The sequence below is a fragment of the Mesorhizobium sp. WSM4312 genome, from assembly GCF_002294875.1.
Classification (GTDB): Bacteria; Pseudomonadota; Alphaproteobacteria; order Rhizobiales; family Rhizobiaceae; genus Mesorhizobium.
The window spans coordinates 69,070-91,874 of sequence record NZ_NSFU01000023.1; the positions used below are offsets into that span (position 1 = coordinate 69,070).

Genomic DNA, 22,805 nt, shown 5'->3' on the forward strand with positions numbered 1-22,805 from the left:
TGACTCGTCAGTGGCCTTTCGCAAGTGAATTTATGGATTCAGGCACCATTGCCCCCATGGCGCCTTGATGAGCAAACAGCATGGGGCATTCATGGTCTCGACAAAGCTAATCGCCAACGCCGAATCTGCTGCCGAATTTTTGATGCTCATGGGCAACGAAAAGCGGCTCTTGATTATGAGCTATCTGATCGACGGTGAAATGTCGGTCGGCGCCATCGCCGACAAGGTGATGCTCAGCCAATCCGCGCTCTCGCAGCATCTGGCCAAGCTGCGGGCGCTTGACCTCGTGGAAACCCGCCGCGACCGTCAGATGATCTACTACTCCTGCAAATCCGACGCGGTGCGCGAGCTGCTTGTCGTGCTGGATGGTATTTTCGGTACCGGCAAGGAGGACCTGTCCCAGATGGCACAGAGATTGCGCCGCGCCGGGACTTGACCGGACGCTGCTGCGGCCGCTTACCTCGCTGACGATTTTCGGAGCGTGGCTTGTGCGTCTCTCCAACGCACGAACCACGCTCTCGATGTTTGAGCGCAGGACATGGACCCAATTCGCATCGACAACCCACGGGATTCACGCGTCGCCGCCTATCTCGATATCCGCGAACGCGATCTTGCAGGCCGACAAGGCCGTTTCGTCGCCGAAGGCAAAGTGGTCCTCGATCTGCTTCTGTCGTCCGGCCGCTTCGGCGCCGAATCCATTCTTGTCCTGGAAAACCGGCTCGGCGGCCTGGAGGACGTCCTGCACAAGGCGCCGGCGGACCTGCCGGTCTACGTCGTCACCAGCGCGGTGATGGATGCGATCGCCGGCTTCCACATGCATCGCGGCATCCTGGCCATCGGCCGCAAGGAGGCGCCGCAAGCGGCCGGGCCGTTGCTGGATGCGTTGCCCGACCAGGCCTTGGTGGTGGTGCTCGTCGGCATCGCCAACCACGACAATATGGGCTCGATCTTCCGCAACGCCGCCGCCTTCGGCGCCGATGCGGTGCTGATGGATGCGACATGCTGCGATCCGCTGTACCGCAAGGCGATCCGCGTTTCCGTCGGCGCCGCGCTCAAGATCCCGTTTGCATCCTTCACCGACACGTCAGGCTTTACGGCGATCCTCGCCGAACGGGATTTTGCGCAATTCGCCCTATCGCCGCGTGGACGAACCGACATACGCGATGCAAGGCCGGCCGAACGCCTGGCGCTCTATCTCGGCACCGAGGGCGAGGGCCTGCCAGAAAGCCTGCTTGCGCGCCTGCAAACCGTGCGGATCACCATGTCGAAAGGCTTCGACAGCCTGAACGTCGCCGCCGCGTCAGCCATCGCGCTGCATCACTTCTCGCATCGTTGAGCAGCATGGGCGACGGCGGCGCACCGCCGTTTCAGTTCGCGTCCGCCTTCTGCAAGGCCCGCACGCGGTCGGCGAGGCTACGATCGCCGCCGTTGGATCGGCTGTCCTGTGGTGCCGCCAGCGCCTTGGCGATCGGGGAGTCAGGCCCCTCGAGCTTGGCCGTCAGGTGGACGACTTCAGCCGCAAGCTCGTTCATCTGCTCGCGCAGCGCGGCACTGGCATTCGCCGTGCCCGACGATGCCGCGGCGCCGAGATCCGCCTTGAGCCGCTTGTTCTCGCGCGCCAGCGCCGTCAGCCTGGCCTCCAGCCGCTCGCGGTCGCTGTCGAGCTTGGCGATCGCCTGGTCCAGATCGTCGCGCTGTTTGGCCTCGTCAGGCCTGCCCGCTTCATCCGGCTTGCCGACCAGCCGCAAGGCCGGTCCGCCGTCCTCGGCCTTCGCCTTTTCGCGCAGGCGCGCCAGCTCCCTTTCGCGGCGGTCGAGCTTGTCCTCGCGATCGGCTAGCGTCGCCAGCAGCCGTTCGACCTTCTTGTCGAGTTCGGCCACCCTTTTCTTCTCCGCCTTGAGCGCATCGCGTGCGGCCTTGCTTTCGGCCGCGATCTCCTGCTGGCGCCGGTCCGCTTCCTTGCGCTGGCCGCGCAGCAGCGCGATATCGCTGGCTAGCTTCTGCAATTCGGACTCCCGCGCCACGAGCTCGATCTGCCGGCTGGAGGAGGAAAAACTGGCATCGTCATACATCTGCTCCAGCTTTTCCAGCTCGAGCGCCCGCTTCTCCAGCTTGCGTTCGGTTTCCTTGAGCCGCTCCGAAAGCCGGTGCAGTTCCTCTTCGCGCTGCCGCAGCGCCTCGTTCTTGGCGCCGAGTTCGGCGAGCGCGTTGTTCTTGTCCGTGCGTTCGATCGCCAACCCCTTCAACGCCTCATGGCCACGATTGATCTCGACGAGCTGTTCGGCCGCTTTCTCGCGCAGCGCCTTGACGTTCATTTCGAGGCGGCGCGTCGCCATGGCGTATTCCGCCCGGATGCGGTCCTTGTCTGCCTGGATTTCGGTCTGTGTCAGCGGGATGGAGGCCTCGATGCGCCTGCGGGTCAACGCGACGGCACGGCGCCAGACGGCCGGAGCCACCATCAGCGCCAGAAAGCCGGCGCAGAGAAAGCCGAGGGCAAAGAACAGGACCGACTGAACCAAAGGACTACCCGCTATCGGCGGCAACCGCCGGAACTGGACCGCATCACACTGGCATGGCGGAAATCCGGCGCTGCGGCAAGAGCTTGCCGCAGCACGCGGAGGGTCACAGGCCTACAATTCCCATCGAAAACTTGGCATCGCGGTCATGACCGGTCGGACTTTAGAACGGATTCCAGGTCGCCCGCTCGGTCAGTTTCAGATAGCCGAGATTGACGCCGAGCCGGGCGCCGACGCCGGTGCGGATCGGCACCAGGAGCACATTGTTGTTCTTCAGCACATTGAACCCGACGCCTGCCACCACATAGGCCGACCCGGCGACACCGCCATAGCGGTTGTAGAGGTTGCTGACATCGTCGAGATTGTAGACCAGCATCATCACCCGGGACCCCTCGCCGCCGAAATCCCAGCCCAGCGACGGGCCTTGCCAGAACACTTTGTGGTCGCCGGCATTCTTGGTGTAGAGCGTGCCTTCGCCGTAGGTCAGGCCGCCGATCAGTGCGCCCGACCCCTCCTCACCGAGCAGATAGCCATTGGGCAGACCGTAGGAGGCGAAGATCTTCTCGACGACGGTGGCGAGCCCACCCGAGGTCGCGCCGAAGAACTTGTGACCGGAATCGATAATCTCCTGAGCGGTGTACTCCTGGGCCCGCAGGGCTGAAGTCGAGAAGACGAGGACGCCCATGAGCGTGATCGCCATTGAGCAGACACGGAGAAACTTCCGGCCTGAGGTGACGCGGAGGAAACTCCGGTCGTAGAATCGGGAAAACATGCTTCCAATCTCCGTCATGGAGCACTTTCGCCGACGCCTCGCATCCGGTCCGGCTCTTTAGGCGGCCGTTAAGGATGACTGTTAGGGGCAAACTATGCCGTAATCCTTTTTCAACCATTAACTCCCACAGGAAGATGGCGGTTCGAAGGCTGGGTTTGGGGTCGCGCGGCGCTGAAAGCCTGCGCAAACGCGCCATTTGCCGGACGACAATTTTGGATTTGTTGCTGTACGTACAGCTGCTGTGTATTCAGAAAGCCTCGGGTTGAGGCGTGATTCGTATAGGCAGGCGCGACGATCGCTCGCTCGGCCAGGAATTGTGGAATTTTGCAGGGATTTTCACCGATGGCCGATCTGTTCACCCTTTCCGCGCCCGACCTCGCGGCGCTTCTGTGCAGCCGTGTCTGCCACGACATCATCTCGCCGGTCGGCGCGATCAACAACGGGCTTGAACTGCTTGACGAGGGCGGCGCCGACGAGGACGCCATGCGGCTCATCCGCCAGAGCGCCAAGAACGCCTCGGCCCGATTGCAGTTCGCCCGCATTGCCTTCGGCGCGGCAGGCTCCGCCGGCATGCTGATCGACACCGGCGACGCCGAAGCGGTGGCGATCGCCTTCCTCAAGAACGAAAAGCCGGAACTGACCTGGAACGGGGCGCGCGCGCTGCTGCCCAAGAACAAGGTCAAGCTGCTGCTCAACCTGATCCTGGTCGCCAACGCCGCCATTCCGCGTGGCGGCAAGCTGGTCGTCACCCTCGAGAATCTCGAGACCGAGCCGCGCATTTCCCTTTCGGCAAGCGGCCCGATGCTGCGCGTGCCGCCGAAATTCCTCGAACTGCATTCCGGCCACAAGCCGGAAGAGCCGATCGACGCGCATTCGGTGCAACCCTACTACACGCTGCTGCTGGCCCGCGAGGCCGGCATGACGATATCGATCCATGCGACGGCGGAAGAAATCGTGCTTTCGGCAGCCTGAGCGTCCGGCCGGTTTGCCGGGGGAACAAAGTATTTCAACGGCGTAATATTGCCGTGACGGCTCAATCCGCGGCGGCAGCGAAGCATTCGCGAAGAAAAGCCTGCCCGGCGTCATCTTTCCAAAAATTTTACCTAAAGACTTTTCGGGTTCTTTACCAGATCGGCCTAGGGTGCTTGTCAGATGCCCCGCACGACCGGATTGCCCCAAGGCAAAGAGGACCCGGAAAATGAAACGCTGCATGTTCGTCGACGATTCAAGCGTCATCAGGAAGGTTGCAAAACGCATCCTGGGCGGTTCCGACATGGTGGTCATCGAAGCAGCCAGCGGGCTTGATGCACTGGAGATGTGCGCCGCCGACATGCCCGACATCATCGTCGTCGACGGTGCCCTGCCGGACGTGCAGGCGGTTGACCTCATCCGCCGTGTGCGCGCCATGGAAAGCCCGAAAAGACCGCAGATCCTGATCTCGCTGGTCGAGCTCGACATCGCCTCGATCATGCGGGCCAAGCGCGCCGGCGCCCAGGGCTATCTCCTGAAGCCGTTCAATCGCCCGCAATTGCTCGAGCGCTTTCGAAACCTGAAAATCGCAGCTTGAGGCGGCAGAGGCCTCTCATCGCTGATCCATGACGCAAAAACCCGGCCGAAGCCGGGTTTTTTGTCGATGATGGCAATGATTCGGGCGGCGCGCGCCGCTCAGGCGCTGACGCGGATGTCTTCGGGTTCGCGCAGCACGTAGCCGCGACCCCAGACGGTCTCGATGTAGTTCTGGCCACCGGATGCGGCGTCGAGCTTCTTGCGCAGCTTGCAGATGAAGACGTCGATGATCTTCAATTCCGGCTCGTCCATGCCGCCATAGAGGTGGTTGAGGAACATTTCCTTGGTCAGCGTGGTGCCCTTGCGCAGCGAGAGCAGCTCCAGCATCTGGTATTCCTTGCCGGTAAGGTGCACGCGCTGGCCGCCGACCTCGACGGTCTTGGCGTCGAGGTTGACCACCAGGTCACCGGTGGTGATGACCGACTGGGCGTGGCCCTTGGAGCGCCGCACGATGGCATGGATGCGCGCAACCAGCTCGTCCTTGTGGAACGGCTTGGTCATGTAGTCGTCAGCGCCGAAACCGAGGCCGCGCACCTTGTCCTCGATGCCGGCCATGCCGGAAAGGATCAGGATCGGCGTCTTTACCTTGGAGAGGCGAAGCGTTCTCAAGACCTCGTAGCCGGACATGTCGGGCAGGTTGAGATCGAGAAGGATGATATCGTAGTCGTAGAGCTTGCCCAGATCGACACCCTCTTCACCGAGGTCCGTCGTATAGACATTGAAACTTTCCGATTTCAGCATCAGTTCGATGCTTTGTGCGGTTGCACTGTCATCTTCTATCAGCAGAACACGCATTTCATTCCCCTTTTCTGCTGCCGGGCCATTTCACGACCCGTCCTGCCCCGGAGCAGTGGTTGCCTTGTGCAGAGGCTGCCATTGAATGGTTAACAAAACCTAATTTCCCGTCCATGACGGTATCAGATTTTTTAACCCCTTTCTACACCCTCTTGAATCTAATAACGAATCTCATACCCAAATTCCTAATGCAACACATTAACAACCTGGACTAAGCGACTCCAGAGACTCATCGACGCGCCTTCGCTTCGGCGGCCGGAATTTTTACCCGGCCTTAAGTCCTGACCCGTATGATTAACAATGCCCGTAAACGAATGGTTACCGCCGGCAAAAAACTTTAGGGTTTTGTTTCCCATAGTTCGGGAGATGCCGGTGGACACGGGCAAAGCCTGGGCCTTTCCAGGTGGTTTGGACGATATGTGCGGGTGTGCGTTTCCGGGAGTACCGAATCATGAAGTCACGTGAAAACCTCGTTCGGCTGAAACAGTTTCAGGTGAATGAGAAGCGGCGCCAGCTGCTGCAGCTCGACATGATGATCGCCGAGTTCGAACGCATGGCCGTCGAACTGGAGCTTCAGATCACCGCCGAGGAAAAGAAAGCCGGCATCACCGACATCAATCATTTCGCCTATCCGACCTTCGCCAAGGCGGCCCGCTTGCGCCGCGACAACCTCAGAAATTCGCAAAGCGACCTCGCCCAACAGCGAAGCACTGCCGAATCATTACTCGGCGAAGCTGAAGCGGAGCTTTCCAAGGCTGAAATGCTGGAATCGCGCGACACCAAGGTCCGCGAAGCCGAAACCGGTGGCCGCAGCGCCATGATCGGCTGAACCGGCGAGATCGGCACCGGCGCGGGCGGGGAGTTCATCGGGCCACTGGCCCGAACCACCCCCTGCCGCGAGATCCCCGCTCTAGGCGGCCCAATCCCCTTCACTTACGGCAATCGCCCTGGCCCGGGCATCCTTGATGTCAGGCGCGTGCTGCTCCGCCCATGCCCTGATCTGGGTAAGCAGCCCTCCCAGATTCTGGCCAAGCTCGGTCAATTCATATTCGACGCGCGGCGGAATGACCGGAAAGATCTCACGCCGCACCAGGCCATCGCGCTCGAGCACGCGCAATGTCTGCGCCAGCATCTTGGGCGTGATCCCTTCGAGCTTGCGGGCCAGCTCGCCATTGCGCAGCCGACCTTTGCGCAGCGCGCAAACCACCAGATAGACCCATTTGCTGGCCAGCATCTCGAGCACGGTGTGGGAAGGACACGTCCGCCGGAACGCATCATAGCCGAAGGGAGAGTCGTAATCACTATCCATGAGGTGAGTATATATCAAAAAGGTACATACTGGACAAGGGAATATTACTATCCAAATGATAGCGGCACCAACCAAGCAGGAGAGATACCATGCGTGCCGTTATCCAGAATTCCTTCGGCGGACCCGAAGTTCTTGTCATCGCCAACCAAATCGATCCCTCTCCCAAGCCCGGCGAAGTGCTGGTCCGGGTCAAGGCAGCCGGCATCAATCCGGTCGACGGCGCCGTCCGCTCTGGTCACTACAAGCTTCTCGGAGAGCCGCCCTTCATCGTCGGGTGGGATATTTCGGGAACCGTCGAGGCGCTCGGCGCCGGCGTCACCGGCCTCAAGGTCGCAGACGAGGTGTTCGGCATGCCACGCTTCCCCAAGCAGGCGGCGGCTTACGCCGAGCGAGCAGCAGTGCCGGCCGACGAGGTCGCGCTGAAGCCGAAGGCGGCGGACCATATCCAGGCAGGCGCGTTGCCGCTGGCCGGCCTGACCGCCTGGCAGGGCCTTGTCCGCCATGGCGCCTTGAAGTCGGGCCAGCGCGTGCTGGTGCATGCGGCGGCCGGCGGTGTCGGCCATCTGGCGGTGCAGATCGCCAAGGCGCGCGGCGCCTACGTCATCGCCACCGCCAGCACCAACAAGCTCGATTTCGTCCGCAAGCTCGGCGCCGACGAGGTCATCGACTACACTCAAGGCGATTTTGCCGGCCGGATCAGCAACATCGATCTGGTGCTGGACCCAATCGGCGGCGACCATGCGGAACGCTCGCTGAAGGTCATCAGGAACGGCGGCGTGCTGGTGTCCTTGCTGGATCTGAACGACACCACCGGGGCGCTGGCCAGCGCGCGTGACATCCGCGTCGAGCGCATGTCCGTCGTGCCTGACCGCGAAGGCCTGGTGGAGCTTGGCCGGTTGATCGACGCGGACAAGCTCACCGTTCATGTGGCGAAGAGCTTCCCGCTCGAAGAGGCCGGGGCTGCTCACGCCTTTCTCGCCACCAAGCCAATCGGCAAGGTGGCGCTGACGATCTGACCGGCAAAGACACGACCCAAAAGCAAAAGGGCGCGGCATGCCGCGCCCTTTTGTATCTTCAGCCCGGCCCTAGTGCCGGTATTGCTGGATGCGCGTGGTGCGCAGCCCGGCAAGGCCATATTCGTCGATCGACGCCTGCCAGGACAGGAATTCCTCGGTGGTGAGCTTGTAGCGCTGGCATGCCTCTTCGAGGCTCAAAAGCCCGCCGCGCACCGCCGCAACCACTTCCGCCTTGCGCCGGATAACCCAGCGACGCGTGTTGGTCGGCGGCAGATCGGCAATCGTGAGAGGGCTGCCGTCAGGCCCGATAACATACTTAACTCTAGGTCTAACCAGATCGGTCATCGTACTCTCTACAAAAAACTCAAAGACCCAATCCCCGCCACGTTACCGCCACAGCTTTAAAAATTGCCTAAGCAGACCCTAATGACTAGGTAAGGATCGTGAACGCCGCGTTAGTGTTTTCGCAGGCATTTGAAATATCCGGCTGGAAGCCTTGAATTGGTTGGAAAAAATCCGGCCGATCGCGGATCACGCGCAATCGGCCGATCGCCTTGCAAGCTGGCGCCGGCGGAAAGCTTGACCTATATTCTCGACATTGGCATTCAGACGCCGCGCAGAATGAAAGCATCATGAACAGTCTCGACCTTCCCGGACGTCCCGAAAACACCCGCATTGTCGTCGCCATGTCGGGCGGCGTGGATTCGTCCGTGGTCGCCGGCCTGTTGAAACGCGAAGGTTATGATGTCGTCGGCGTCACCCTGCAGCTTTACGATCACGGCGCGGCCACGCACCGGGCCGGTTCATGCTGCGCGGGACAGGACATTGACGATGCCCGGCGTGTTTCCGAGACGCTGGGCATCCCCCACTATGTGCTCGACTATGAGGAGCGCTTCCGCAAGGCGGTCATCGACCCCTTCGCCGAGAGCTATGTCGCCGGCGAGACCCCGATCCCTTGCGTCTCCTGCAACCAGACTGTGAAGTTCGCCGATCTGCTGGCCACCGCCAAGGAACTGGGCGCCGATGCGCTCGCCACCGGCCACTACATTCGCTCCGGCGCCAATGGCGCCCACCGCGCGCTCTACCGGCCGGTCGATGCCGATCGCGACCAGAGCTATTTCCTGTTCGCCACCACGCAGGCGCAGATCGACTATTTGCGCTTTCCCCTGGGCGGCCTGTCGAAGCCGCAGGTTCGCGCCATTGCCGAGGAGATGGGGCTGACGGTGGCCGCCAAGCAGGACAGCCAGGACATCTGCTTCGTGCCGCAAGGCAAATATTCCGACATCATCGCCAAGCTGAAGCCAGCCGCCGCCAATCCGGGCGACATCGTCCATATCGACGGCCGCGTGCTCGGCCGCCACGAGGGCATATTGCGCTACACGATCGGCCAGCGCCGCGGCATCGGCATCGCGTCGGGCGAGCCGCTCTATGTCGTCCATCTCGATGCCGAACGGGCCCGCGTCGTCGTCGGCCCGCGCGAGGCGCTGGAGACGCACAAGATCTATCTGCGCAACATGAACTGGCTTGGCGACGGGCCGCTCAGTGATATTCCCGAAGGCGGCCTTGAACTGTTCGCCAAGGTGCGCTCGACAAGGCCGCCGCGTCCGGCAGTGCTGCGCCACGTCGCGGGCGTAACGTCGGTCGAACTGGCCGACGGCGAGTCCGGTATCGCGCCCGGCCAGGCCTGCGTGCTCTATTCCGACGACGGCAACGAAGCGCGCGTCTTCGGCGGCGGCTTCATCGAGCGCTCTGAGCGCGGCGCCGAGGCCGAGGCCATGCTGACGAAGCTTGCGGCAAGGCCTGCGCAAATTCCCGCCGAATAGACACTCCCCTCAGAGACCGTTTCGAAATTCGCTCTGGCGAGTCATATGGTGGTGGTTTCGAGAACCGGAGCGCAGCGGACATTCGGGTCCGTGAGCTCAGTTCTACTGCGACGCAGTAGAACGGGGAAGCGCAGAAAACGCCATCAGATGGCCGCCAGAGTAGAATTTCCAAACGGTCTCAGGACTTGGTGTGGGTGACCGTGCCCGCCGTCAGGATGCGCAGCACCCTGATTGCTTCCTCGCCGCTGGTGCGCGGCTCGGCCCGCGTCTCGATGCAGTGGATGAAATGCTCAAGCTCGCGCGTCAGCGGCATGCCTTGCGCGACCGCGACATAGGACGGCTCGTTGGTGGTGAAGGCCCATTGGCCGCTGTCCTGCCAGACCGCATGGCGGTAGACGGCAAGCTTGCGCTCCCACGGCTCGACATCGTCGAACACCGCCATCGCCTTGGTCCCGACCACGGTCAGCCGCCTTTCGCGATAGGGATTGAGCCGCGACGTGAAAAGATGGCTGCGCAGGCCGTTGGGAAAGCGCATGTGCAGATGCGCGAAGTCGCTGAGATTGTCGAGGAGGGCCGCACCCTCGCCGCGCACCTCGATCGGCTCGGTACCGGTGATGGCCAGGATCATCGACAGATCGTGCGGCGCCAGGTCCCACAGCGCATCGTTCTCGGTATGGAACTTGCCAAGGCCAAGCCGGTGCGAGTGGATGTAGCGGACCTCGCCAAGTTCGCCATTGTCGATCAGCCCCTTCAGCGTCTCGAAGGCGGGATGAAAACGCAGGACATGGCCGACCATGAAGACACGGGCCTTGTCCTTGGCCGCCTGCACCGAGCGCTCGGCATCCGGCACCGTCAGTGCGATCGGCTTCTCCACCAGCACGTCCTTGCCGCTCTCGACGGCGCGCACGGAGAGTTCGGCATGGTATTGAGGTGGCAAGGCCATGACGATGGCGTCGATGTCGTCCCGGCCGAACAACTGGTCCGGCTCGATCGCCAGGCAATCCTGTTCGCTGGCAAAGCCTTCGGCACGCGCCCGGTTGGCGTCGGAAACCGCGTGCAGCGCGCCAAGCGCCTTGAGGGTGCGGATATGGTTGCTACCCCAGTATCCGCAACCGAGGACTGCAATGCGCGGCTTCATCTGTTTCAAACTCTAAAAACTCGTGGCCGAGACATAGCGACGTGCCCCTTCGAACTCAACCCCGGCGGTTGCAACCAAATGTCCATGCGGCAAAGCTTTTTCGGCAATGAGAATATGCGGCGATATGGAATGCTTCGAAGCTTGACAGGCTCGCCCTCCCAACCTTATATCCGCGCGACCTTGGCGAACGCCTCGAAATGCCTTTTGATTTGAGGCGGATTTCGGGCCTTTCGCCGCCCTGGCGGGGTAGCTCAGTTGGTTAGAGCACGGGAATCATAATCCTGGGGTCGGGGGTTCAAGTCCCTCTCCCGCTACCAAAATTCCTCTAAACTATTGAAATCACAACGAAATCGCGGATATATAATAGCGCCGCGCTTGAAAAGCCTCAATGATTTCAAGGCCCGGGGCCATACGTATCTGCTGACATTGTGGTGCCGACCAACGTCGTGGATGCCGCCAGTTTGCGACATTGGTAGTCAGCTTCGCGCGTGTTTCAGTTCCCCAAAAGCGACTGTCGGATCTATGACGCAAGGCCGCGTCGGCCTGGTTGCTGCATGTTGCATGACGTTTGTTTCGGCAGGCCGCTTAGTACGACTTGCCGAGGGCTTTCAGGATGAAGCGAACCTGCTCGCGCAGGCCCATCCCGATGTCTTCGCCATGTTGAAGACAGTGCTCGATCAGAATTGGATGGAAGAACGCCGTGAATGCGGTATGGACGGCACGCGCCGCCTCGGCGGGATCCTCGACCTTGAATTCGCCCGCTTCGATGCCCTCGCGGATGATCACCTCGAAGATTGAAATCAGTCGCTCGGTATGCGCCTTGATGATCGCCCGGTTCTCCTGCATCGCGGCGACAATCATGTCGTGCATGCGCTTTTCCTTGATCAGGACAGTCGTGCCGTGGTGGTGAATGGCGCTCAGAAGCCGGTTGAGTTTTTCGGAGGCTGGCGCGCTCGTGCGTGCGATCGCACAGGCGATCTGGGCGACCTCGTTGACGACCCGTCCACAAATGGCTTCGATGATCGCCCCCTTGGAGGGGGAAGAAACGGTAGACGTTTGCCGAGCTCATGCCGAGCTCCGCGGCAATGTCGGTCACCGACGTCTTATGGTAGCCGATGCGGCGAAACTGCTCGTCCGCCATCTCCAGGATGCGTGCGCGCATCTCATCGGGATCAGTTCGCGTTCGGAGCGGACGATTCACGGATGTCTCCAGAATTGATGAAGCACGAGCCTGCGGGACAGGCCTGGACGATCAGCAGTAAGTGGTAAGTCCGAGCCGTTGGCCTTGCCTTGGTCGGGCAAAGCCAACGGCGGGAACTGAACAGTTTCCTGCGATTGCCGGCCCCTACTCAGCCGCCATTGCTACTGGCACTTCCGGCTCCTGCGTCGAAACCTCCTGGACCTCATCCGCGGTCGGCTTGATCCGGAACCACGCGACATAGAGCGCTGGAAGAAACAGCAGGATCAGCACCGTGCCGGCCGCCGTGCCGCCGATGAGCGTATAGGCCATCGATCCCCAGAAGACGGAGTGCGTGAGAGGAATGAAGGCCAGCACAGCGGCAAGTGCGGTCAGGATCACGGGCCTCGTGCGTTGCACCGTGGCCTCGATAACGGCTTGATAGTCGTCAAGGCCGGCGGCACGGTTTTCCTTGATCTGTTCCGTCAGGATCAGCGTGTTGCGCATCAGGATGCCGGCCAGCCCTATCAGGCCCAGAATGGCGTTGAATCCAAAGGGCTGGTTGAAGGTGAGCAACATGGGCACGACGCCGACGAGGCCGAGCGGCGCCGTCAGCATGACCATCGCCATCGTCGAGAAGGATCGCACCTGCAGTATGATGACGATCAACATGGCGGCGATCATGGCCGGGAAGACTTTACCCAGCGCTGTGTTGGCCTTGGCCGCCTCCTCGATCGATCCACCCATTTCGATGCGGTAGCCGGCCGGAAGGGATCTGATCACCGGCTGAAGGGCCGTCATGATCTGCTTGGAAACCTCTGGAGGCTGCGTCGCCTCGTTGATGTCCGAGCGGATCGTGATGACGGGTGTGCGATCGCGTCGCTTTAGGATCGGCTCTTCCAGGCGGACGTCCGAGTGACCGATCTGGTCGAGCGGAATCTGGCGGCCATCCCGGCTCATCAGCGAGAAGTCGGCCAGACGCGTCGGATCCAGCCGCTCACCGCCGGCGCTGCGTGCCACGATGGGAACATTGCGAATGTCCTCGCGGACCTGCGTGACGGGGATGCCGGTGAGGAGGAACTGGAGTTGCTGGGCCACCTCCGCCGGTGACAGGCCGATGAGGTTCAGTCGATCCTGATCCGGGATGAAGCGCAGTACCGGCGTGCGATTGCCCCAGTCGCGATTGGCCTGCCGCACGTCCGGCACGCCGCGCATGATGTCGAGGGCTTTTTCGGAGATGGTGTACAATTGCCGCTGGTCTGGCCCCATGACCCGGAACTCGACCGGGAACGGCGTGTAGGGTCCGAACACGAGTTGCGTGACACGGACGTTCGCTTCGGGGGCAAGCCCTGTCGCAACCGCCACGCGGAGCCGGTGCTTCAAAGCCTCGCGCGCCTCCGCGTCCGGTGTCAGCACGACGATCTTTGCGAAGGCGGGATCAGGCAATTCGGGCGCCATGGCGAAGAAGAAGCGGGGAGCGCCCTGACCGATATAGCTCGTCACGATCTTGGCCTCGGGCTGGCTGCCAAGCCAGTGTTCCAGCTTCTCGACCGTGGCGGTCGTCGTCTCGATGCTGGTGCCTTCCGGCAGGCGAACCTCGACCAGCACTTCAGGGCGATCGGATGTCGGGAAGAACTGCTGCTTGAGACCGCCCATGCCGACAACCGAAAGCGCGAAGACGATGCCGACAGCAGCGCAGGTCACAAACTTGTGGCGCACCGCAAAGGTGATGAGCCGGCGAAGGCGCCGATAGTTCGGTGTGTCGTATATGGCGTGAACGCCGCCTTCGACTGGTTTGATCGCGGGCAGCATCTTGATGCCCATATAAGGGGTGAAGATCACAGCGACGATCCAGGAGACGATGAGGGCGAACCCCACGACCCAGAAGATGTTGCCGGCGTATTCGCCCGCCGTCGAGCGCGCGAAGCCCACCGGCAGGAACCCGGCAATCGTCACGAGCGTGCCTGAGAGCATCGGCGCCGCGGTGTGGCTCCACGCATAGGCTGCTGCCTTGATGCGGTCCATGCCCTCCTCCATTTTCACCACCATCACCTCGATGGCGATGATGGCGTCGTCGACGAGGAGGCCAAGCGCCAGGATGAGGGCACCGAGCGTGATGCGGTCGAAGAACCGGCCGGTTTCCAGCATGACGAGAAACACGACGGCGAGCGTCAGTGGGACCGCGGCCGCCACGACGATGCCGACGCGCCAGCCAAGGCTGAGCAGGCTCACCAGGAGCACCACGCCGAGCGCCATCGCGAATTTGAGCATGAACTCGTTGACCGACGAGCCAATATTCACGGCCTGGTCGCTGACTTTGGCCAGCGTCATTCCGAGCGGCAGCGTCTGTGCGATGGAAGCGGACTTCTCCTCCAGCGCCTTGCCGAGTTCAAGACCATTCCAGCCCTCCTGCATCACTGCAGCGAGCATGATGGTCGGCTCACCCTGGTGCCTGATGATGTAGGTGGGAGGATCCTCGTAGCCGCGCCGGACCTCGGCGACGTCGGAGAGCTTCAGCGTCCGTCCCGCGGCGACGATCGGCGTGTCGGCGATCGCCTGGACACTGTCATAGGCGCCGGCGACCCGGATGAAGACCTGCGGCCCCTCTATGTCGATCGAGCCCGCCGGCGTGACGGTGTTCTGCCGCTGCAAGGCGGCAATGATGTCTTGTGCCGACACGCCGAGGGTTGCCAGCTTGGCATAGGAGAACTCGACGAATATCTGCTCGGGACGTTCGCCGAGGATGTTGATCTTCTTGACGCCGGGCACATGCAGAAGGTCCTGGCGAATGGTCTCGGCCTGCCTCGCGAGTTCCCGCATCGGCATGCCTTGGGCCTTCAATGCATAAAGCGCGAAGCTCACATCCGAATACTCGTCGTTGACGAAGGGACCGAGCACGCCGGGCGGCAGGTTGCGGGCTTCATCCCCGAGCTTCTTGCGGGCCTGGTAGAACTCCTCCTGCACGCTGGATGGCGGGGTGCTGTCCTTCAGCGTAACCGTCAAATAGGCATAGCCTGGCCGTGTCGTCGTCTCGACGCGGTCGTACCAGGTCAATTCCTGAAGCCGCTTCTCCAGCGGTTCGGCGACGAGGTCCTGCATCTCGCGAGCCGTTGCGCCCGGCCATACCGTCGTGACCGTCAGGGTCTTGATGGTGAAGTTGGGGTCTTCGGCACGTCCAAGCATGAGGAAGGCGTAGGCGCCGGCGGCGACCAGCAGAATGATGAAGAAGAGCGTTACGGCTCGCTCGCGAACGGCGATCGCGGAAAGATTGAGGTTCATCAGTTGCTCCCGCTTCCAGAGGCGGTCCTGACGCGGGTGCCCTCCTGCAGGAGATGAGCGCCGAGCGCAACAATCGAATCACCGGAACTCAGCCCGGAGATCACGGCGGTTTCGCTGGTCAAACGAACAAGCTTGACGGGCCGGAAATGTACGGTCGAGGTTGCGCCGTCCAGAATCCAAACGCCGGTCTTCTGGCCATCATCCAGCACGGCTCCCAGCGGCACCTGGACTTCCGGTTCACTCGCCTGGCTTGCAAGCCGAATGGTTACCGTCGCGCCAAGCGGTGCTGCCGCGGCCTCACCGTCGAGCACATAGCGGGCCTCATAGGTGCGGGTCTGGGGATCGGCAGCGTCCGACAACTGTCGCAGATGCGCCGTATGATGCTGCCCATCGGCCCCATACATCGCCGCCTCGGCTACCGAGCCGATCTCCGGCCGGATCGTTTCGGGAAGCGCTACAACCGCTTCGCGGGGACCGGCGTCGGCGATCCGAACCACGGTCTGTCCCGCAGTGACAACCTGTCCAGGCTCACCAAGCGTTTCGATGACCGTTCCATCTGCGTTCGCGTCCAGAATGGAATAGGCCGCCTCGTTCTGCGCGACCTTCGCGTCCGCTTCCGCGGCCGCGAGCTGTGCGGTCGCGGTATCAAGTGCTGCCTTCGCCTGCTCGTAACGCTGCGGAGTTGCCGCCAATTCCTTCTGGACCAGGACGGCATAGCGCTTTTCGTCGGCGCTCGTCTGAACCAGGGCAGCGCGCGCCGCAGCGACAGCGTTGCGCTTCGCGGTGAGCGCAAGGACGAGATCGGTATCATCGATCCGCAGCAGCGGTTGGCCCGCCTTGACCTGTTCGCCGACGTTCACAAGTCGCTCGATGATCTTACCGGGGACGCGAAAACCAAGATTGCTCTGCACCCTCGCCGCAATTGTGCCCGTGAAGCCGCGGTCAGATCCGGTGACCCCCGCTGCCGTCACCAGTTTGACCATCGGAGGTTCCTGCCTCGGGTCAGCCGCGGCAGCGGCCGTCTGCGTGCGAAGCGTAATGAATGCGGCCACCCCTAGCCCCATGACCAGGATGCTCGCCAGTCCAATAACAAGTCGCTTTTTCATGCCCATCGCCCTCTGTGAAAATAGATTGCATTCGTACTCTATAGCTGATATAGATTATGAACGCAATCAAAAAGGAGATGGATGATGCGTGTGACTCGCAGCCAAGCTGAGCAGAACCGGCAAACCGTGATCGATGTGGCGAGCCGGCTTTTTCGGGAGCGCGGATTCGATGGCATCGGCGTCAAGGATTTGATGGAAGGCGCCGGGCTGACACAAGGCGGGTTCTACAAGCAGTTCGCGTCCAAGGACGACTTGGTCGCGCAGGCGTCCAGAAGGGCATTGGAGAGTTCTGCGAACCGATGGTCGACAGCGGCCGCGGCGAGCCCTGAGGATCCGCTTGGCGCCGTGATCGACTTCTATCTCAGCACCGGGCATCGCGAGGAAAAGATGGACGGCTGCCCGGTGGTTGCGCTTGGCTCGGATGCTGCAAGGCAAGGCGCCGAGGTGAAGGCATCATTTGAGGCCGGCATCCGAGAATACCTCGAGATGCTGGGCTCATGGGTTGGCAAGACCCGCGGCGAGGAGGCCGGCGTTAAGGCCATGGCCGTTCTCTCGACAATGGTCGGTGCGGTCGTCCTCTCGCGCGCCGTCAATGATCCCGACCTCGCGAGGGCTTTTCTGGGTGCAGCGTCCGATCAAGTTCGCGAAGCAGTCGCGGCTTGAAACCCGCACGCAGCGCTGGCGACGCACCCAAGTGATGGGAGAATAGATGCGACGGATCGTTGTTACGGGCATGGGAGCGGTCACGCCCCTTGCCGCACATGTGGAAGCCTCCTGGTCGCGTCTGCTTGCCGGTCGCTCGGGCATCCGCAGGCTGCCGGACGATGTCGTGGGAGACCTGCCGGCGAAGATCGGCGGCACGGTTCCTTCCCTGGAAGAGGATCCCGAAGCCGGCTTCGATCCCAATACCGTCTTGGCGCCGAAGGACCAACGCAAGGTGGATCGCTTCATTCTCTTCGCACTGGCGGCAGCGGAAGAGGCGATTGCCCAGGCGAACTGGAAGCCGGTTTCGGAAAATGACAGGGTCCGCACCGCGACGATCATCGCATCGGGCATCGGAGGGTTTCCCGCCATAACCGAAGCGGTGCGAACGGTCGATCAGCGCGGTGTTCGACGTCTTTCACCGTTCACGGTGCCATCCTTCCTGGTCAACCTGGCGGCAGGACAGCTTTCGATCCGTCACGGCTTCAAAGGCCCGCTCGGCGCGCCGGTGACGGCATGCGCGGCCGGCATTCAAGCGATCGGCGACGCGGCTCGTCTTATCCGCGCCAATGAAGCTGACATCGCGGTGTGCGGCGGAACAGAAGCCTGCATAAATAAGGTCAGTCTCGGTGGGTTTGCCGCGGCACGCTCTCTTTCGACGTCCTTCAATCATCGTCCAGAGGAGGCCTCTCGCCCGTTCGACATGGCGCGCGACGGCTTCGTCATGGGCGAAGGCGCCGGCATCCTGGTCATCGAGGAATTGAGCCACGCGCTTGCGCGCGGCGCCAAACCGCTCGCCGAACTGGTCGGCTACGGCACGACGGCGGACGCCCATCATGTCACTTCCGGTCCCGAGGACGGCGATGGCGCGCGTCGAGCCATGGAGATCGCGATTGCCCAGGCCGGCATTTCGGCGCGCGAGATCAGCCACCTCAATGCGCACGCGACGTCCACGCCAGTCGGCGACCTGGGGGAAATCGCCGCGATCAAAAGCGTCTTCGGGGAAGATTACGGCATAGCGGTCAGCGGCACGAAGGCGGCCACCGGACACCTGCTTGGAGCCGCCGGCGGGCTTGGCGCGATCTTCGCGATCCTGGCGCTCAGGGATCAGATGGCACCGCCCACCCTCAATTTGAACACCGCTGATCCAGCGGGTGAAGGGATCGACTTCGTCGCAAACCGGGCCCGGCCAATGGAGATGGAGTACGCGATCTGCAACGGCTTTGGCTTCGGAGGCGTCAACGCCAGCGCGCTGTTCCGACGGTGGGATTGGCGCGCCGGTTGATTGAGATGCGCTTGCCTCATTTGCCGTCACAAACAAAGAAGAGATATGAAATGCTAACGGCCACCAAATCCCAGCCAAGCCTCTTGCAAATATCGGACGCGCTCAGCCTGCGTTATGAAAAGAGCGGCAATGGCCCGCCATTGATCCTTGTGCATACGATCCGCACACAGCTTGAATATTTTCGCGGTTTGGCCCCTCTCCTCGCCAAGTCGTTTACGGTTTATGCCATCGATCTGCCTGGACACGGCCATTCGCCGATCGACCCGCTCGCGTCCTTCGATGAGCCGTATTTCAGGCAGAGCGTCATCGGCTTCATCGAGAAGCTCAACCTCACCGGCGTCACGCTTGTTGGCGAATCGATCGGGGGTGCGTTGGCTCTCACGGTCGCTGCCGCCATTCCGCGGCGGGTCGAGCGCGTCTTCGCCAGCAATCCTTACGACTACGAAACCCGTTATGGCGATGGCCTGCGACGTGGCAACTGGTTCGCGAACCTCATCATCGGAAGTTTGCAGATCCCAATTCTTGGTCCGTTCAATGCGTGGATGGAAAACCAGATGGTACTCGGCAAGATCATGGGTGGCGGATATCACGATCCGCGCAAACTGCCTTCCGAGCTTCTGGCCGAGTTCGGCCGGGTGGCGCAACGCCCTGGATATAAGCGCATCGCGCGCAAAGTGCTGGCAGGTTGGCGATCCTGGAGCGAGGCGCGGGACCAGTATCGGCACGTCTCAACGCCCGTAACGCTCATCTATGGCGACAGCGACTGGTCGCGCCCCAACGAAAGGGAGCGGACCAGGGCACTGCTCCCTGACGCGCGCATGCTCACGCTCAAGGATACCGGACACTTTTCGGCGGTGGAGAATCCATTGGGACTGGCACGCATCATACTGGGGAGTTAGCTGCCGAATCTCAACCGCCTTATGACGGGAGATGGCGACGCCCAGGCTGGCCCAGCAGGCGACGCGGCACGTACGTACATGAGCCTTGCTGCATCATGAGATGCAAGACAATTCGAGTCCCTCCGTTGTCATGTCTGGACCGTCGCGGCGACCTTCGGGAAAGGCGGTAGCGCCCTCCCGCCACCAAATTTCATCAAATAAGAATCAGTTACCTGGATTCCCTCAACTGCATCCGGTGGATGATTTCAAGTCGCGTCCGGAGCTGGCACATGCAGAGGGCCAGCGAAGACGTCTCGGGCTGGCTGATTTCGATCGGCTGTAGGTTAACCGTTGGGGAATGGCCGGTGCGGGTGGGCTTTGGGGCGCGACAGACGCCGCACCGGCCATTGCGGTGAGTTTTCGGGTTCCTCCCCGCTCCAATGAGTTTGTCCGAATATTAGCAAGCTTGCAATTAAGCCTGTTGGGCTACCCAGCCGTATGAGGCTATACCGGCCACGTGGAATTCCATCGGATAAACTCGACTTCCTCGCCGGTGACATGTCGCACGGCCTTCAGCCGGCTTTGACTTCCTTCATTCGCATGTTTCGCTGATGTCAATTGGAGCGCATATATCCCGCCAGCCGGCGCCGCCCGTCCTCAAGGCCCTGTCGGTCAGGCCCAGCGGCCTTCCGCTGCCAGTCCCCCTAGCAACCCCAGGCGCTGGGCCGTTGCCTGAGATCGCGGCCCGCGGCCCTGCAGTTCGAGCACCCGGAGATCCTCAAAAGATCCTGATGCATCGAACCGGCTCAAGGCTCTCGCCGCGACGACGATTCCGACTGCTGCCCTGCGAGGTGCCCATGCCGGGCGCCTCAACAGCATTGGCTTGCTATTATAGCAAAATGCATATTAGCTGTTGCTTGACAAACTGCTTAAGCTCTGGTTTCCTGATTTTACGGATTTTTAGACAAGTTCGTTGCGTTTTTACGGACGGTTCGCATGTCAACTTTGGTTGTTGCGGACCCGCGGGGGGTTTATCTCGCCGGTCTGGAATGGGTGCTGCGCAAGGCTGGACACGATGTTGTCGCCCAGTGCCGCCGCCCTGCGGACGTTCTGCCTTATGTGGCGCGCCATCGGCCCGATATCGTCATCGTCGGGCTGGACATTGCCGATCCGCAGGCAATCGGTCTTTCCTCCCGGCTGAGAGCCTGCAACGACAGTCTCGGCGTCATCTTCATCGTGCAGCCGAACGGCAGGCTCGATATCAAGGAAATACAGGCACTCGACGGCGACGGTCTGCTGCTCGACGGCATCAGCCACCGCTATCTCGCCGAATGCGTGAATGCGGTGGCGGCGGGCAAGAAGTGGATCGACAACAAGATCGTCCAGCAACTATTGATGCCCCGATCGCAGCCCCAGCCGAAATCCAGGCTGACCGGGAGGGAGACCGAGATCGCCGATCTCGTCTCGCGCGGATTGCGCAACAAGACCATCGCGCAGCGGCTGCATCTATCCGAAGGCACGGTGAAGATGCACCTGCATCACGTCTACGAGAAGCTGCACCTCGGCGGCCGGGCGGAATTGGCCTGGGTAGCGCATGGCGAAGACGACGAGCGTCGAGGAATAGGCCGAAGCGGCCTGCTCTGACCATCTCTCCCTCTTTAGCTTGGCATCGACATGATGCCCGCAACGGGCCGGCAAGCCGCCTGATGCCAATGGCCGCGACAACAGCGCCTCCGCCCGCGCCGGCATGATCTATCGAAGGATATATATCGTTCGATCAGCTACGGGCATCCACCCTAATACTATCGAAGCGCAAATGGACGCGTCCTCTGCGTCGGCGGCACAATCGCGTAGGAGGGCCGCACAGCGCGCGACCGGATGCACTCGGGTAGGGGCATTCCGGCCGGACGTGCGGATCGTTCTAATAAAACCTCGCCATCAAACCTCTCCAAAGGGGACGACGACCATGGCCACCACCATCACCATCAACGGCACATTGATCCTTGATCAGACTTCGGGGCAGCAGACGCCGGTAGACGGCAACGACACCGTAATCGGCAGCGATCTCAGCGGGCTTTCCTCCGCTTTCCAGACTTTCCTGAACGGCCTTGCCGGCGAGCTGCAACTGTCTGCGGGCCAGCGCGCCTATGCCGACGATGTCGAGGCCGCGGTCAGCGCGGCCGGCCTCGTCACGGTCAATCCTGACGGGGCGACGATCAGCAAGCTGTTCTTTTCCGATGGTAGCGGCGCGCCGCTTGACGGCGACCAGGTCATCTTCAATGGCAGCCCGCTGCAAACGGTCGATGGCGACGCCATCTATCTGCATTCCTATGCCAACGGCACGATCGTGCTCGCCACGACAAGCGCCATCGAAGGGTTAGGCGATGTCGTCGCTGCTTTCTACCTGAAAGCGGCCGGGGACAATCTCAGCGCCAGCATCGAGATGGTGACCTTCGAAGCCATTGCTCATCCCAATACCGCGAATCCAGATGACCGGATCGACTGGACCAACCTGCTCAATGTCTCTGCTTCGGGATCGACCTCATTCAATTTCGACAATCTCGACTCTGGCAACCATCTGTTCGTGGCAGTCGGCACATCGGGCGCAGGATTGTTGGTGAGCGGCATACATCCGGTCATCCAGGCAGACGGATCGCTCGACAATTCAGGTGACAACATCAAGACCAGCCAGGGCGGCATTGGCGCCACGATCGGCGTCAACAACCAGATGTTCGATCCGGGTGAGACGGCCGTGTTCAGTTTCGTCAAAGGCCAGGCACCGGGCACTTATGGCGACATCGACAATATGAGCTACACCGACTTCATCGATGTCACCGACGCCAAGCTCTTCATCTCGCAGACCGAGGGCAGTCCGGGCACCAACTTCACCGTCAAGATCGGCGCGTTCAGCGCCGGCGGCGCGACAACCTCTCCCGAGCAGGGCCGAAGCTATATCGACAACAATCTCGGCAGTGGCAGCAACCTTGGCAACGACGCCGGCCAAAGCGCGCTTGCCGACGATGCGGCGGTGGCTATCGTTCGCGTCGTCATCAGGGACGGCACCGGCCAGCAGGTCACCGACACGACGTCGTCGAACGGCTTCGTCACCTTCAACGGGGACGGAACCATAACCGCCCAGCACCTCAACGATGCCTATACGGTGCAGTGGTTCACCGACAACAGCAGCACACAGGCAGTGGAAACCTTCAACCGCTTCCAGGCGACGGCGGTGGTCGGCAAATTCGACGTCGGCCGGGTCGACCTGTCGCAAGGCGTGACGGTGACCCAATCGGTCGGCGACAAGCTGTTCACTGACGACGATGGCCCGACGGCGGGCTTGACCGAGAACGCGGCCAAGGTACTGCATGACGAGACGGCCGGCGTCGATGCCAGTTCCAATGACCAGGCCGGCGCCTTGCCCGCCGCCTTCGCGGCGCTCGGCA

Annotated in this window: 21 protein-coding genes, 1 tRNA gene and 1 pseudogene; 13 read left to right on the forward strand and 10 right to left on the reverse strand. The window is 61.8% G+C overall.

From position 1 onward, the window contains the following. Positions 1-91 precede the first annotated feature (91 nt). The gene (locus tag CK228_RS29850; RefSeq protein WP_027047319.1) at positions 92-436 is read left to right on the forward strand and encodes a metalloregulator ArsR/SmtB family transcription factor; all 345 of its coding nucleotides are present in this window, start codon (positions 92-94) and stop codon (positions 434-436) included. A gap of 102 nt (positions 437-538) precedes the next feature. After that, a complete protein-coding gene (locus tag CK228_RS29855) occupies positions 539-1,336 on the forward strand; it encodes an RNA methyltransferase (protein WP_095790136.1) in 798 nt (265 codons plus the stop codon). Between the two features lie 31 nt (positions 1,337-1,367). Here CK228_RS29855 and CK228_RS29860 read toward each other — a convergent pair whose 3' ends face one another. Continuing rightward, complete coding sequence (locus CK228_RS29860; protein WP_095790137.1) at positions 1,368-2,519, reverse strand: hypothetical protein; 1,152 nt, start codon at positions 2,517-2,519, stop codon at positions 1,368-1,370. Between the two features lie 160 nt (positions 2,520-2,679). Continuing rightward, positions 2,680-3,216, reverse strand: a complete 537-nt coding sequence (locus tag CK228_RS29865; RefSeq protein ID WP_244277619.1) for a DUF1134 domain-containing protein — start codon at positions 3,214-3,216, stop codon at positions 2,680-2,682. Between the two features lie 414 nt (positions 3,217-3,630). On the opposite strand from CK228_RS29865, the gene CK228_RS29870 reads away from it, so the two are divergent. Further along, positions 3,631-4,260, forward strand: coding sequence for a histidine phosphotransferase family protein (locus CK228_RS29870; RefSeq protein ID WP_019860754.1), 630 nt, complete (start codon positions 3,631-3,633; stop codon positions 4,258-4,260). Between the two features lie 226 nt (positions 4,261-4,486). After that, complete coding sequence (locus tag CK228_RS29875; protein ID WP_095790138.1) at positions 4,487-4,855, forward strand: response regulator; 369 nt, start codon at positions 4,487-4,489, stop codon at positions 4,853-4,855. A 98-nt stretch (positions 4,856-4,953) separates the two neighbouring features. On the opposite strand, the gene ctrA is transcribed toward CK228_RS29875, so the two are convergent. Further along, positions 4,954-5,649: a cell cycle two-component system response regulator CtrA gene (gene ctrA / locus CK228_RS29880; RefSeq protein ID WP_006203583.1), complete on the reverse strand. Its 696-nt coding sequence runs from the start codon at positions 5,647-5,649 to the stop codon at positions 4,954-4,956. Between the two features lie 451 nt (positions 5,650-6,100). Between ctrA and CK228_RS29885 the strand changes: the two genes are divergently transcribed. Then, positions 6,101-6,478, forward strand: a complete 378-nt coding sequence (locus CK228_RS29885; protein WP_027047321.1) for a flagellar export protein FliJ — start codon at positions 6,101-6,103, stop codon at positions 6,476-6,478. Positions 6,479-6,559: 81 nt separating this feature from the next. On the opposite strand, the gene CK228_RS29890 is transcribed toward CK228_RS29885, so the two are convergent. Beyond that, entirely contained in the window at positions 6,560-6,958 is a 399-nt protein-coding gene (locus tag CK228_RS29890) for a helix-turn-helix domain-containing protein (protein WP_095790139.1), read from the reverse strand. 89 nt (positions 6,959-7,047) lie between these two features. Here CK228_RS29890 and CK228_RS29895 point away from each other — a divergent pair, with 89 nt between their 5' ends. Continuing rightward, entirely contained in the window at positions 7,048-7,974 is a 927-nt protein-coding gene (locus CK228_RS29895; RefSeq protein ID WP_095790140.1) for an NADP-dependent oxidoreductase, read from the forward strand. Positions 7,975-8,043: 69 nt separating this feature from the next. Here the strand turns inward: CK228_RS29895 and CK228_RS29900 are convergent, their stop codons facing one another. Then, complete coding sequence (locus CK228_RS29900; protein ID WP_006203587.1) at positions 8,044-8,319, reverse strand: DUF1153 domain-containing protein; 276 nt, start codon at positions 8,317-8,319, stop codon at positions 8,044-8,046. Positions 8,320-8,606: 287 nt separating this feature from the next. Here CK228_RS29900 and mnmA point away from each other — a divergent pair, with 287 nt between their 5' ends. Continuing rightward, positions 8,607-9,797: a tRNA 2-thiouridine(34) synthase MnmA gene (gene mnmA / locus CK228_RS29905; protein WP_095790141.1), complete on the forward strand. Its 1,191-nt coding sequence runs from the start codon at positions 8,607-8,609 to the stop codon at positions 9,795-9,797. A 178-nt stretch (positions 9,798-9,975) separates the two neighbouring features. On the opposite strand, the gene CK228_RS29910 is transcribed toward mnmA, so the two are convergent. Beyond that, on the reverse strand, positions 9,976-10,935 hold the full coding sequence (locus CK228_RS29910) for a Gfo/Idh/MocA family oxidoreductase (RefSeq protein WP_095790142.1): 960 nt from the start codon (positions 10,933-10,935) through the stop codon (positions 9,976-9,978). A 240-nt stretch (positions 10,936-11,175) separates the two neighbouring features. Here CK228_RS29910 and CK228_RS29915 point away from each other — a divergent pair. Then, positions 11,176-11,252, forward strand: a tRNA-Met gene (locus CK228_RS29915). A gap of 268 nt (positions 11,253-11,520) precedes the next feature. Here the strand turns inward: CK228_RS29915 and CK228_RS29920 are convergent. From CK228_RS29920 to CK228_RS29930, 4 genes and pseudogenes are all read right to left on the reverse strand, one after another. Then, positions 11,521-11,958 carry a TetR/AcrR family transcriptional regulator gene (locus CK228_RS29920; RefSeq protein ID WP_348629241.1) on the reverse strand — a complete coding sequence of 146 codons (438 nt, stop codon included), beginning with the start codon at positions 11,956-11,958 and terminating at the stop codon, positions 11,521-11,523. A 67-nt stretch (positions 11,959-12,025) separates the two neighbouring features. Further along, a pseudogene (locus CK228_RS36500) lies at positions 12,026-12,097 on the reverse strand (TetR/AcrR family transcriptional regulator); the annotation flags it as partial. A gap of 183 nt (positions 12,098-12,280) precedes the next feature. Beyond that, the gene (locus CK228_RS29925; RefSeq protein ID WP_095790143.1) at positions 12,281-15,391 is read right to left on the reverse strand and encodes an efflux RND transporter permease subunit; all 3,111 of its coding nucleotides are present in this window, start codon (positions 15,389-15,391) and stop codon (positions 12,281-12,283) included. Then, positions 15,391-16,497, reverse strand: a complete 1,107-nt coding sequence (locus tag CK228_RS29930) for an efflux RND transporter periplasmic adaptor subunit (protein WP_095790154.1) — start codon at positions 16,495-16,497, stop codon at positions 15,391-15,393. Before CK228_RS29930 ends, CK228_RS29925 begins: the two co-directional genes overlap by 1 nt. 84 nt (positions 16,498-16,581) lie before the next feature. On the opposite strand from CK228_RS29930, the gene CK228_RS29935 reads away from it, so the two are divergent. The 5 genes from CK228_RS29935 to CK228_RS29960 form a co-directional block, all read left to right on the forward strand. Then, a complete protein-coding gene (locus tag CK228_RS29935; protein ID WP_095773701.1) occupies positions 16,582-17,160 on the forward strand; it encodes a TetR/AcrR family transcriptional regulator in 579 nt (192 codons plus the stop codon). Positions 17,161-17,206: 46 nt separating this feature from the next. Beyond that, positions 17,207-18,484 carry a beta-ketoacyl-ACP synthase II gene (gene fabF / locus CK228_RS29940; protein WP_095790144.1) on the forward strand — a complete coding sequence of 426 codons (1,278 nt, stop codon included), beginning with the start codon at positions 17,207-17,209 and terminating at the stop codon, positions 18,482-18,484. A 50-nt stretch (positions 18,485-18,534) separates the two neighbouring features. Beyond that, positions 18,535-19,383 carry an alpha/beta hydrolase gene (locus CK228_RS29945; protein WP_095790145.1) on the forward strand — a complete coding sequence of 283 codons (849 nt, stop codon included), beginning with the start codon at positions 18,535-18,537 and terminating at the stop codon, positions 19,381-19,383. 975 nt (positions 19,384-20,358) lie between these two features. Then, positions 20,359-21,006 (forward strand): response regulator transcription factor, encoded by a 648-nt coding sequence (locus tag CK228_RS29955; protein ID WP_095790146.1) that lies wholly within the window; start codon positions 20,359-20,361, stop codon positions 21,004-21,006. Positions 21,007-21,328: 322 nt separating this feature from the next. Beyond that, the coding region (locus CK228_RS29960) for a hypothetical protein (RefSeq protein WP_143750635.1) at positions 21,329-22,805 on the forward strand (1,477 nt) is incomplete at its 3' end.